Genomic DNA, 12628 nt, shown 5'->3' with positions numbered 1-12628 from the left:
TATTTTGTTTTTTAATTATAAAAATTTTAGTTTTTTACATTTTTATATTATTGCACAGTTTTAATTGAAAGTAAATTACTATATAGTGAGTTTTTTTATTATTTCAATTTTTAAAACCAACTTAGTTGATTACTACCAGGGTTCCTTTTATATGATGAAACTATATCTTCCATTATATATAAAATGCCCAATTTTTCGCACTGATTTTTAAATATATTCCACAATTTTTTATTGTTAGGTGATGAACATTCATATTTATTTCCGAAGGTATCTTTATATTTTGCTACCATATTACACTTTGGAAACTGTTCAACTAATTTTTCATAAAAATATTCTCTTTGATTTCCTCTTAAAGTTAATCCCATACCATATGCAAAAATAAATTTTGCACCACATTCATGAGCTTGTTTTACTATACTTATAATATTTTTTTCATTATCATTTATAAAAGGCAAAATCGGCATAAGTAATATACCTGTATATATACCATTTTTAGAAAGCTCCTTTATGGCCTGAAATCTTTTAGATGTTACACATACATTTGGTTCAATTTTTCTACACAACTCATCATCATATGTAGTTATTGTAATCTTTATTAATGTAGGTGAATGCTTTTTGATTTGTTTTAAAATATCAGCATCTCTTGCTACAAGATTACTCTTAGTAGCTATTGCTATTCCAAAATTAAAATTATTTATTTGTTCTAGTGCACTTCTTGTGAGCATCAAATTTTTTTCAAAAGGATTATAAGGATCACTCATAGCTCCTGTTCCTATAACTCCCTTTTTCCTTTTTCTTCTCAATTGATTTTTTATAATTTGTACTGCATCTTTTTTTGCCCTTACACTATCAAAATTTTCTATACCATAACATTCACTTCTAGAGTCACAATAAATACATCCATGGCAACAACCTTTATAAATATTCATATTATAATTTATTCCAAACCACCAATTATCCTTGCTATAATTAGATATTAAAGTTTTTGCAGGAATATACTCCAATTTAATTATCTCTCCTTTTTAACATGTATTACATTAATTAATTTAAAAATTTCTCAACTATAGTTATACTTCTCCTTAATATTAATATTCTATAAAAATAAAATAGGTTTAATCTTAAAACTAATAATACAAAAATTAAATCTATTTTATGATGTTTAACTTATTTTAAACTACTTATTATTCCATCTTTTTAATGTAGGTATAAATTGTTGTAAACTAGCTCTTGCTTCTTTTTCACTCATATTAGTATTAGCTGCAACCATATGGGGAACACACACTTCAATCATTTGTTCCATTGTCATATCGCCTTTAAAATCTCCTTTTTCAAAGCAATAAGTACAATATTCATTATTTTTGCTACCATCTTTATTAATTCCAAATTCCTTTTCATTCATAAGTGGCATACCACAACTTTGACAATACATTTTTTCCATGATGAACACACTCCTTTTATTATATATCTCATAACTTATATCTAAAAACACTAATAAAGTCCTTTGTATTCATACTATCAAAAAGTATATGACACCTGTATGTCATATTTAATAAATGTTTAGCATTCCTTTAATCCTCTTTCTTACTTCTTCTCTAACAAAAGTTGGTTCTATAACTTCTACATTATTACCATAAGATAATATATAAGAATATATCCATTCATTATAGGGAAATTCAACTGTTACTAAATATGATCCATCTGTTTGTTCTAGTATTTCTTCCTCATTATAATAATCAACAATTCTATATAACATATTCTTATTAAACTTGAGTTTTAATGTAATAGTAGAATAATAATTATTATCTTGATATCTTTTAAAAAAATCACTAATATCTCTTGGTTGAAAATTAATATTTATATCATTTACTTCTTTCATACGTGTGATCTTAAACATTCTAAAATCATTTTTTTTGCAGCAAAACCCCAACAAATACCAGGATTGACCCTTAAAAATAATTTTATAAGGTTCTATCATTCTATTGCTTCTAATATTTTTAGAATTAACATATTTAAATTCTAAAATTCTTTGTTTTATAGTTGCTAATCTAATTTTTTCAAATCTTTTATCAGTTCTCTTATTATTTCCCCATTCATTGAAATCCACTTGCAACCAATGTTGAGAACTAATATTTCCAAATAAACTGGTAACCTTTTCTAAAGTATTATTTGTGTTTAGCTGCTCTGTAGCTCCTAAAGTTTTCAGGGCAAAAATTATATTCTCTTTTTCCTCATTTGAAAGAATAGTCTTGTCTAAAATATAATTTTCTAAAAGAGAAATGCCTCCCCCTTTACCTTTTACCATATATACAGGTATACCGGCACTAGATAAATCTTCTATATCCCTATATATAGTTCTCTGAGACACATTAAATCTTTGTGATAATTCTTTTGATGTTATGGTTTTTCTATTAAGTAAAATTATAATTATTTCTACTAATCTATTAATTTTCATATTTATCACCAATCTCATTATATCAGAAAGATTCCAGTTTTTCTTACCCTATTAATTGGCCTACATATACACCGTTGTTAAATTTAAAGTATATTACATTTAAACTTAGAGCAACAATAAAAACTTGAACTATAATTAGCTCAAGCTTTTAAAAATTAATTATTTTAAAATAACAATATAATAAATTTTATATTTCTATTGATTAATGCAAGAATTTCATTATTATAGGTGCTAAAAAAGAAGTAATAAGCCCTGCTATACCTATGGCTAAGCTACTCATAGCACCTTCAGTTTCTCCCATTTCGATTGCCTTTGTAGTACCTATTGCATGAGATGATGTTCCAATAGAAATACCTATGGCTATATTATTTTTTATATTAAATATCTTACATACTATAGGGGCTACCACAGCACCCATTATACCCGTTATTATAATAGCAGATACTGTAATAGCTGGTATACCACCTAAAAATTTAGATACCTCTATTCCTATAGGTGTTGTTATAGACTTTGGAACTAATGAATAAGATAGCTTACTGGTCAGACCAAAAGCCTTAGAAATATAGAATATACTAACTATAGCAGTAATAGATCCTACAGTTACTCCTAGCAATATAGGTATAGCATAACGCTTTATTACATCAATCTTTTTGTATAAAGGCACTGCAAGTACCACAGTAGCAGGTCCTAAAAAGAATGATATAAGGCTACCACCTTTATTGAAATCGTCCAATTTAATATTGAAACTTAGTAGTATACATACTATTATAGCTATACATATTAAAAGTGGATTAAATAAAGCTATTTTTGTTTTTCTATATATGTAAAGTCCTATTTCAAAACCTATTATTGACAATAGTATTCCCAAGATAGGGGAATTTAAAATATCTTGAGTCATCATCAAGCCTCCTTATTTGTTAGTTTTATGTATAATTGAATGGTCCAGCCTGTAACACCTATTATAATAACAGTTGTTATTAAACACACTGCTAAAAATGCCAACCATTTCCCTTTTAGCATAGGCATACAGGATAAAATACCTACCCCTGCTGGTATAAAGAAAAAAGCCAAATGATCAAGTAAAAATTTACTTATATAATTTACTTTAGTTAATTTTATTATACCTGAGGATAAGCATAGAAATAATATTATCATTCCTATAACATTTCCTGGTATAGGCAATTTAAAAAAGTCATGAATTGCTTCTCCTAGTAAACAAATTAATAAAATTATCCCTAACTGTCTTAATAATCTCAAGGTAACACCTCTCTTCTAAATGTTAAGTTTTAAATGACTAGTATTTATTTTATTACTTTTTTATTATAAATACCATAGCAAAATAGAAGTTGGAACTTTGAAAAAAATCAGTATTATCCCAATATATAACATATATAAGAATTCTTTAACATGTACAGATACCTTATATTATACTAATGAAATCAATTACTAAAAAAGAATGTATCTCTGTTATACATTCTTTTTAAAACTTCTTTATTATTATTAAAAAATTTTTATCTATATTCTATTTCTTAAGTTTCTTCTTATTTCTAGTATATAATTTTGTCTTATAATTAAAAAATATATTATTTGAATAATAAAGAAACTTCCCATTACAAAAAAGGCTGCTATGCTAACTTCCATATCAAAAGCATTTTTTAACGCTAATAATGCAAATAGTGAATGTGTTACTGAAACTATATAAGGAAATAAAAATAATACTCCAATTTCAATAGTTGATATTTTCTTTATTTCTTTAAAAGTTAATCCAATTTTATTTAGCTGCTCATATTTAACTCTATCTTCTCTAACATCCATATAATATTTGTTATATATAAAACTTCCTGTAGTTACAAAGAATATTATCCCTATAAATATGCTTAAAAACATCATTACTCCATATCCTATTTTGTATGCTTCTAAAACATCTGCTTTCATTAAAATAATACTATGATCTTTATAATTATGTTGTCCAAATTCATTTATATAACTTTTACAAATATCTAAAGTATCTTTATAATTTTCCACATTAAATGCACAAAATGAAACTATTGACCCCTTAATCCTATTATACTCATTATCATTTACAATATATAAATTATCGTATAAGGCAGGAATCACTCTTTCCTCTAATTTTCTATCAATCTTCAGCTCCATATTGTCTATTAATATATTATTATCCTTACTGCTTCTTAATGGTGTGCCTAATACTACTTCATTATTCTTTATATTTATTATTTCTTTTCCAAGTGATTTAGCTATAATGTTATAGGTACTTTCATTGATTATATTTATAGGTTCATTATCCTTTTTATATGATAAAGTCTTAATTTCACCCTGAACTTTTGTATAATTATAGCCTTGTTTTTTTAAAGAGTTTTCTATAAAATTTAATTTGTCATAATCCTTTTTATCAGATGCATAGAAAAATGCTTCAGGGAAATTTTTACTAACTTCACTTTCTTTATTTATCCAAAATGCCGATACAGCTCCAATAGATGTAAATGCAACTGCAGAAGTTATAGTTATTAAAAAAAACATTCTACTATTATCTTTTATTCTATATAAAAGATTTGAGATCCATAATACTCTTGTTCTCTTCTTCTAAATAGGGCCAAATCTTCTCCTTTAAATATTAAAGGATTGTCTCCCTTTATGATTATCTTTCCTGAAGTTGGTTTATCAACTGTAGAAATCATATTTAAAAGAGTAGTTTTTCCACTTCCTGAAGGCCCCATAATTCCTACAAACTCTCCTTTATCTATATTAAAACTTATATTGTTTAAAGCTGTAAACATAACTTTCTTTCCATATACTTTTTTCAGATTGTTAACATTTAAAATATTCATTTTATTTTCATCTCCTATTCCGTTAATACTATAATCTTAGTAAATACTAATATTTATATATTTAGTTTAAAAGATACTTTATCTATATGCTATCTTAATACCTTACAAGATTGTGACATACATGTCACACTTCTTAATAAATAAAAAATAGGATAGTATATTTTCAAACTATCCACCTATTTTTGTATTTAATTTAATCTATCTTTATTGCATATTAACTAATATAAATACTATCCCTTCTATGCTAAATATTTAATATAGAAGGGACAGTATTTTTAAATATTATTGAAACAGTAGTTCCCTCTGAAACTTTAGACTCTATAAATACTTTATGTTCTAATTTATCACAAATTCTCTTAACTAAATATAATCCCATACCTGTAGATTCTCCAAAACTCCGTCCATTTTCTCCTGTAAAAAAAGCATCAAATACTCTTTTAATATCTTTTTTAGGTATACCTACTCCTTTATCAATAACATTTAACTTAATAATCTGCTCCTCATCATAAGCTCTTATAATTAATTCTTTACCTTTATTTTTAGAATACTTTATTCCATTAACTATAAGCTGCTCTAGTATAAATTTTATCCATTTATCATCACTGTAAATTTCTATTGAATCATCTATTTCAACTTTTGGTATTATACCATTTTTAATAAATATTTGCTTTTCTTCATTAACTTTAGCCATAACTAAATTATGTAAACATATTTTTTTTACTATAAAATCCTTTCGAAAATAATCCAACCTAGCAAAATACATAGCCATATTTAACCCTTTATTTAATTTACTTATCTCCATTTTAATATTTTCACTAGGTTCTTCCCCTTCATACTCTTGTATTTGAAGTTGTATTACTGACAAAGGGGTCTTCATCTGATGAACCCACTGGTTTATAAAAGTTAGATGCTCATTTTGTGCCTTGTTTAATTTTATAATCTCACCCTCATACAAACTATATTCTTTTCTTAAAATACTAGAAATACCTTCTCCTAAAACTGAATTTCCCAATTCTAAAAAACATTCATCTAAATTATTAAGGCCATTTTGTAACAATTTATATACATGTTTATTTTTATAATATCTAAAAGATAAAAAACATACTAAAATATGTGGTTGTAGAGAAACTATTATATTTTCATAGGTGTAGGGAAATCAATGTTCATATAACTTAACAGAACTAAATAATGGAAAATATACAATATATATTAAACATATTATTTTTCATATCTGCTTTCATATTTCCATTCATCTTTTCAACTAACCCTTTAGCAATGGATAATCCAAGGCCTGTCCCTTTTCCTGTACGTGTTTTATCTGCCATATAAAATCTATCAAATATATTTTCTACATCTTGCAAAGTAAGATTTGCCGCAATATTACTAATGGTTAATACTACAGTATTATCTTCATGTTTTAGAGAAATTTTAATACTTTCTTTTGCATATTTAATAGTATTGCTTAATAAGTTGTCAATTACTCTTCCTAAAGCTCCTTCTTCTGCTATAATATAAATATTTTTATCTGGTATTTCTATACTTGGCTCAATATTTTTATTTGCAAAATCAGCATATTTTTCTAATATAATTTCTTGAAGCACTTTATTAATATTTAACCTTTTTAGATCCAATTCATAATCCAAAGATTCTATTAAGGATAATTCATAAAAATCATTTAGCAAACACTCTAAAGCTTTTGCTCTTTTTTCAGCTATACATAAATAATGGTTTTTTTCCTCTTCTGTTATATTATCTAGTTTCATAAACTGTATATATCCCATAATTGATGTAAGTGGAGTTCTAATATCATGAGACATATTGGCAATAGTTTGTCTTAAGTGCTTTTCCTGTTTAACCTTATTTGCTTCACTTTGATTTTTTATATCTATAATTTCATTTATTTTTTTGCACAATGTTTCAATTCTCTTATTTATCAATCCTATAGTTATCTTTCTATGTATATTACTTTCATTAATATATGCAAGTTGCTTTATTAAACTATCTATTTGTTTTTCCAGATAAAACAAACGCATAGCTAAGAATACTGATATTATTAATAAAATTAAAATTATATAAAGCATGCTATTTCCTGCCTTTCATTAAGGTTTAAGAAACATTATTAACATTTTATAATATCATAATTTATTTATTGGCATATAATTAAATTTAAACTAGGTTTTTATTTAATATCTGATTTTTTAAACATGTAAATTCCTAGTGATGTTGTTACTAATATAGTTATTAAACATATAATAAATGCTTGTAAAAATTCTGCTAATCCAGCATTATCCATTAAAACAATACTACCTTGAGTTAATATGATTTTATCAAAAACCCATTTTATTATTGGTGACGGTTTTTGAATATTTAATATATTTAAAATTCTATTAATAAAATCAATCCCTATAACTATACAGATAACAATATTAGAATTTCTAAATACAAAGGCTGCTAAAACACTAATACTGCCTATACCAATATGTGTAATTACCATAAAGAAAAATATTTTTATCAAAAACATTAGAGAGTGAAAAGTAAATGCTTCTCCATATCCATTTAGAACTGTATTTATAATTGCCATTATTAAAGGACCTATAAAAGTAATAATTATAACAGTAACGTAGTAAACTATACTTTTTGCTATAAAAATATTAATTCTTTTATGTCCATAAGCAACTAAATTTTTAATATACCCAGAAGTAAACTCTATACAAATATAATCTGCAGCCAAAATTCCAGCAATTATATTTAATGCTAACCCATCCTGTATACCAAACATAAATAATAATGTTTCTTTACCACTACTTGTTGCTAAATTTGTTGAAAATCCATAGGTGGTAAGAGCATACACTACTATAGACTGCATTATACATAAAAATATAAAGAAATAAACCATCTTAGACCTTTTAAATTTATAAAATTCTATTTTTAATAAATTAGTCATTTACTTATCCTCCTATAACTTTGGAGAAGTATGCTTCTAAATCCTCTCCCATAGGCATAATTTGTTCCACTGTAATTCCTTCCTTTACCAGTGTTTCTGTTACTTTCCCTGACTCTTCTATGTAATCATATAACTTTATAACATTATGTGGAAAAACATTATAATTTAATGTATTTAATTTTTTACTTATTACAACTGCTGCTTTAGCTGAATCATCAACTTTAATATGAATAAATTTTCTACATTTATCCTTTAATTCATCTAGTGTTAGTTGATCTATTAATTTTCCTTTGTGAATTATTCCATAATAATCTGCAATATGATAAAGCTCTCCTAATATATGACTGGATATAAGAATGGTAACCCCATATTCTAAATTTAATTTTTTTAAAAGATTACGCAGTTCTATTATTTTTATTGGATCTAATCCATTGATTGGTTCATCTAAAATTAAAACTTCTGGTTCTCCAAGCAATGCCATAGCTATACCCAGTCTTTGCTTACTTCCTACTGATAGAGTCTTTACTTTTTTATCTTTTGCATCCATTAAGTCTACCTGATTTAAGGCCTTATTTATAGATTCATCTCCTGGTATACCCTTTTGAATTCTATTAATATACATATTCTCATATACAGTTCTATTATCATAAAGTGCTGGATTCTCCACAATAGCACCTATTCTACTTCTACTATTTTCTACTTTATCTTTTTCATATTCTCCAAACAATTCAATATTTCCACTATTAGGTATAATAAGACCTGTTATTATCTTTAATAATGTGCTTTTCCCTGCTCCATTTAACCCAATAAGGCCATATATTTCTCCTTTTTTTATTGTTATATTGATATTCTCAAGTACATTTATATTTTTATATTTTTTTGTAACTTCATTTATTTTTATTATGATATTATCCATATAGTTGATCTCCTTACTGAAATAAATAATATATAACTTCAATTTTAACAAATATTATTTAGCTTATACTGCTTTTTTTAAAAAATATTTATAGTCATTAATTTTATATTTTTTTGTTTACACTATAATATATATTATTTGTAATTTTAGGATTTCAGTTACTAATATTTACATATTTTTCGTGTTAATTATAACACAAGATAATATTAAAAATATAATTCCAAAGGTTATCATAACAATAGATTGGTTCATATTATATTTCCCTACATAAAATCCTGTATTTGCTATATAAGAAGGTGAATTTTCTATAATATTTTTAATTCCTTTATTAATATTAGAGGCTAGTACCTGATTAAAAAGTAGTATTATTAAATCAAAATAAAATATATATGTAACAATTCCTGTAATTATAGAATTAGAAGTAAGTACCGAAACTAATAATATAAAGGCCCCTAAAGTAAAACCATAAATAATAAAGGAACATAAAGTATTAAATAATATTTGAAATCTAAATGTATTACATATAATTGATATAATTTCATAGACCACAAAGCATACTACAGATATAACTACAAAGCTTATTAATTTAGAAATAATTATATCATTTCTACTAAATATACCTGTAAATATTATTTTATCTGTTTTATTTGTAAACTCCTGAGTTAATGAAAAACTGTAATTAGCTAAAATAATGTACGGAATTATAGTTAATAGTATTCTAGGTATTATTGTTATGTTTTCTTTTATTAAAGTACAGCTAAAAAACAAAATGCAAATTATAGATACTAAAGGAATTATCACACTCCTAAAGTACCCTTTCTTTCTTATATCTAAAGTTATAATATTTAAAAATTTCTCCAACATAACACCTTCTTTCTATAAGTTATTTAATTTCTCTTCTATTAATAATAAACATAGAGAATCCAAAAAAAATTACTCCCCATAATATATTTATTAGTACTGTATTTATATTAAGATTTCCTTGAGCTAAATCTACCACATTGTAAAATGGTGTTTTCATATAAATAAAAAATTTTTCTGCCATTTCTGGTTTCCTCTTAACTAAAATAGGAATAGCCGCAGTATAAAAATTTACCATGCTAAAAAATACCATGTAAAATAAAATGGATTTTTTATCATTAAATATTAAAGAAATTATTAATAACATTAGACTGCCCATAGTAAATGTTATTACAATATAAGTTACAAATAATTGCAAATGATTAAATGATAAAAAACCAGAAATACCTATGCCTTTGTGTAAAATGCAAGATACTAATACATTATTTATTTCAATTATTAAAAAAAATATTATTCCCCATATAATTAAACTTATAGCTTTAGATATCATTATTTCTATCCTTGTAAATATTCCTGTAAAAACAGTTTTTACAGTATTTAATTTTATATCACTTCGTAGCATTGAAACTGAAACATATAATATTATTAAATATAAAAACCTTCCTATTTCAGAAGCATATAACTCAAGTCTAGGGGTTAATGGATGCACAAATAAACCTATTAATACCCATAGCATAGAATAAGCAAAAGCTGCAATTATTCCAAATAGAAATTTTTTTGAATGAATTATATTTTTGACATTTAGCCATGATATTATTAGTAATCTACCCATTTTATTCTTCCTCCATAGTTTTTAAATATTTTTGTTCTAAACTTTCTTTTACTTCATATACCCCTCTAAGTGGTATATTTTCCTTACTTATATTTGAAACTAAATCTTCCACTTGGGAAGACTTTAATTTAATTTCTAATTTATCTACTTCACACACTTTATAATTAAATTTCTTTTTATATAAGAAATCTTTTAATCTTTCTAATTTAGTAGTTTCAAAGGCAATAATCACACTGTCTTCTTTTCCCCTCTTTAAGTCTTCAATTTTAATTATTTTTCCTTCTTGTATAAATGTGACCCTATCGCAGATTAGTTCTATCTCTGAAAGAATATGACTAGATATAAGTACAGCAGTATTTTTTTCTTTTGCTATGTACTTTATAAATTCTCTAAGCTGTGGAACTATAGCCGGATCTAATCCATTAGTTGGTTCATCTAATATTAGTATGGGTGGATATGCTAACACGGCTTGAGCTATTCCAAGTCTTTGCTTCATTCCTAAAGAATATTTTTTAACTTTTTTATTTATATAATTTTCAATGCCTAATTTTTTAACTATGTCATATATTTCCTTCTTATCTTTTAATCCAGATATATAAGAAAAAAATAATAAATTTTCATAACCTGTTAACTCTGGGTAAAAACCTGGAGTTTCTATTACACAACCTATTTGTTTTGTATCATACCTTTTGTATTTTTTTATATTTTCATTATTTATATAAATATTTCCGTTATATTTTTTAATAAGCTTAGTTATAATTTTCATAAGTGTTGTCTTTCCAGCACCATTAGGACCTACCAGACCCATAATTTCTCCTTGGTTTAAAGATAACTTAACATCATTTAATACTGTTTGTTTCCCATAAACTTTAGTTACATCTTTGATCTTTAAAATTTCTTCCATAAATAATCTCCTCTCAAATCTAACCTTTAAGATTATTCTATAATTCTGAACATAAAAAAACTTAAAGGATTTCTTAAGAAAACATTAAGTTTATCCTTTAAGTTTAACTGCAATTATATATGTTTTTTTAAACTAAGAATTTTATCTACATTTTAAGTTTATAACCCATCCCCCATATAGTTTCTATGTATTCTTCTTTTGGGTTAGCTTTTTGAAGCTTATTCCTTAAATTACTCATATGAACATTCACTGTATTATCATCTCCCAAATACTCTTCTTTCCATATGCTTTCAAATAGGTTTGCTTTAGAAAATATCTTTTGAGGATGGCTTAAAAGCAACTGAATTATATTAAATTCTTTTACCGTAAGAACTACTTTTTTATTATTAACATAAACTGCTTTAGTTTCTTTATTTAAAATTATATCTTTATAAACCAACTTATCTTTCATTTTACTGCCATTATTAAATTTCACATATCTTCTAAGATTAGAATAAACTCTTGCTGATAATTCTTCTATATCAAAAGGTTTGGTAATATAATCATCTGCACCTAAATTTAATAAATTAACTCTATCTTTTTTATCTATCTTTGCTGAAATAACAATTATAGGCATTTCTCTAGTTTTTCTTATATTTTGTACCAACTGTTCTCCGGTAATACCAGGTAACATTAAGTCAAGTAAAACTAAATCAAATTCTTTATTTTTTATATTCATCATAGCTTCTGTACCAGAATAAGCTTGAACTACATGGTAATCATTTTTTTTCATTAATTTATATAATATATTATTTATATCATTATCATCCTCTACTACCAATATATTAATATTTTTATCCATAATTAACCCTCACATCATATAAAATATCTGTTGTATCTTTTAGTAATATTATACCAATAAATATATTACATTTACATATTCAAAATTTATTA

The 12628-nt window shown here is 24.8% G+C and carries 13 protein-coding genes and 2 pseudogenes; all 15 read right to left on the bottom strand.

The features are described 5' to 3' along the window. Positions 1-110: 110 nt before the first annotated feature. The 15 genes and pseudogenes from NGI68_RS09085 to NGI68_RS09015 all read right to left on the bottom strand — a co-directional run bounded on the left by NGI68_RS09085 (position 111) and on the right by NGI68_RS09015 (position 12536). Positions 111-1010 carry an SPL family radical SAM protein gene (locus NGI68_RS09085; RefSeq protein ID WP_251861312.1) on the bottom strand — a complete coding sequence of 300 codons (900 nt, stop codon included), beginning with the start codon at positions 1008-1010 and terminating at the stop codon, positions 111-113. A gap of 164 nt (positions 1011-1174) precedes the next feature. Continuing rightward, positions 1175-1438 (bottom strand): zinc ribbon domain-containing protein, encoded by a 264-nt coding sequence (locus NGI68_RS09080; protein WP_251861154.1) that lies wholly within the window; start codon positions 1436-1438, stop codon positions 1175-1177. Positions 1439-1546: 108 nt separating this feature from the next. Beyond that, entirely contained in the window at positions 1547-2452 is a 906-nt protein-coding gene (locus NGI68_RS09075) for a helix-turn-helix transcriptional regulator (RefSeq protein WP_251861153.1), read from the bottom strand. Positions 2453-2654: 202 nt separating this feature from the next. Further along, positions 2655-3350, bottom strand: a complete 696-nt coding sequence (locus NGI68_RS09070; protein WP_251861152.1) for an LrgB family protein — start codon at positions 3348-3350, stop codon at positions 2655-2657. A gap of 2 nt (positions 3351-3352) precedes the next feature. Continuing rightward, on the bottom strand, positions 3353-3709 hold the full coding sequence (locus tag NGI68_RS09065) for a CidA/LrgA family protein (RefSeq protein ID WP_251861151.1): 357 nt from the start codon (positions 3707-3709) through the stop codon (positions 3353-3355). A 258-nt stretch (positions 3710-3967) separates the two neighbouring features. Then, positions 3968-4990, bottom strand: a complete 1023-nt coding sequence (locus NGI68_RS09060) for a hypothetical protein (RefSeq protein WP_251861150.1) — start codon at positions 4988-4990, stop codon at positions 3968-3970. A 53-nt stretch (positions 4991-5043) separates the two neighbouring features. After that, positions 5044-5298: pseudogene (locus tag NGI68_RS09055) on the bottom strand (ATP-binding cassette domain-containing protein); the annotation flags it as partial. A 244-nt stretch (positions 5299-5542) separates the two neighbouring features. Next, positions 5543-6409: pseudogene (locus tag NGI68_RS09050) on the bottom strand (sensor histidine kinase); the annotation flags it as partial. Positions 6410-6479: 70 nt separating this feature from the next. Next, a complete protein-coding gene (locus NGI68_RS09045; protein WP_251861148.1) occupies positions 6480-7379 on the bottom strand; it encodes a sensor histidine kinase in 900 nt (299 codons plus the stop codon). A 98-nt stretch (positions 7380-7477) separates the two neighbouring features. After that, entirely contained in the window at positions 7478-8242 is a 765-nt protein-coding gene (locus NGI68_RS09040; protein WP_251861147.1) for an ABC transporter permease, read from the bottom strand. A gap of 4 nt (positions 8243-8246) precedes the next feature. Beyond that, entirely contained in the window at positions 8247-9158 is a 912-nt protein-coding gene (locus tag NGI68_RS09035) for an ABC transporter ATP-binding protein (RefSeq protein ID WP_251861146.1), read from the bottom strand. Between the two features lie 168 nt (positions 9159-9326). Then, on the bottom strand, positions 9327-10022 hold the full coding sequence (locus NGI68_RS09030; protein ID WP_251861145.1) for an ABC transporter permease: 696 nt from the start codon (positions 10020-10022) through the stop codon (positions 9327-9329). Positions 10023-10041: 19 nt separating this feature from the next. Continuing rightward, a complete protein-coding gene (locus NGI68_RS09025; protein ID WP_251861144.1) occupies positions 10042-10791 on the bottom strand; it encodes a hypothetical protein in 750 nt (249 codons plus the stop codon). A 1-nt stretch (position 10792) separates the two neighbouring features. Then, complete coding sequence (locus tag NGI68_RS09020) at positions 10793-11695, bottom strand: ABC transporter ATP-binding protein (RefSeq protein ID WP_251861143.1); 903 nt, start codon at positions 11693-11695, stop codon at positions 10793-10795. Between the two features lie 145 nt (positions 11696-11840). After that, positions 11841-12536 (bottom strand): response regulator transcription factor, encoded by a 696-nt coding sequence (locus NGI68_RS09015; RefSeq protein WP_251861142.1) that lies wholly within the window; start codon positions 12534-12536, stop codon positions 11841-11843. Positions 12537-12628 lie beyond the last annotated feature (92 nt).

The sequence above is a fragment of the Clostridium sp. Marseille-Q2269 genome, from assembly GCF_943736985.1.
In the GTDB taxonomy this organism is placed as follows: Bacteria; Bacillota; Clostridia; order Clostridiales; family Clostridiaceae; genus Clostridium_F.
This window is presented reverse-complemented; position numbering and strand designations above follow the sequence as displayed.

Excerpts from the sequence above, each read along its gene's own strand:
- NGI68_RS09075 (WP_251861153.1), bottom strand. The coding sequence starts at position 2,452 with ATGAAAATTAATAGATTAGTAGAAATAATTATAATTTTACTTAATAGA.
- NGI68_RS09045 (WP_251861148.1), bottom strand. The coding sequence starts at position 7,379 with ATGCTTTATATAATTTTAATTTTATTAATAATATCAGTATTCTTAGCT.
- NGI68_RS09025 (WP_251861144.1), bottom strand. The coding sequence starts at position 10,791 with ATGGGTAGATTACTAATAATATCATGGCTAAATGTCAAAAATATAATT.
- NGI68_RS09020 (WP_251861143.1), bottom strand. The coding sequence starts at position 11,695 with ATGGAAGAAATTTTAAAGATCAAAGATGTAACTAAAGTTTATGGGAAA.
- NGI68_RS09030 (WP_251861145.1), bottom strand. The coding sequence starts at position 10,022 with ATGTTGGAGAAATTTTTAAATATTATAACTTTAGATATAAGAAAGAAA.
- NGI68_RS09035 (WP_251861146.1), bottom strand. The coding sequence starts at position 9,158 with ATGGATAATATCATAATAAAAATAAATGAAGTTACAAAAAAATATAAA.
- NGI68_RS09040 (WP_251861147.1), bottom strand. The coding sequence starts at position 8,242 with ATGACTAATTTATTAAAAATAGAATTTTATAAATTTAAAAGGTCTAAG.
- NGI68_RS09080 (WP_251861154.1), bottom strand. The coding sequence starts at position 1,438 with ATGGAAAAAATGTATTGTCAAAGTTGTGGTATGCCACTTATGAATGAA.
- NGI68_RS09070 (WP_251861152.1), bottom strand. The coding sequence starts at position 3,350 with ATGACTCAAGATATTTTAAATTCCCCTATCTTGGGAATACTATTGTCA.
- NGI68_RS09060 (WP_251861150.1), bottom strand. The coding sequence starts at position 4,990 with ATGTTTTTTTTAATAACTATAACTTCTGCAGTTGCATTTACATCTATT.
- NGI68_RS09015 (WP_251861142.1), bottom strand. The coding sequence starts at position 12,536 with ATGGATAAAAATATTAATATATTGGTAGTAGAGGATGATAATGATATA.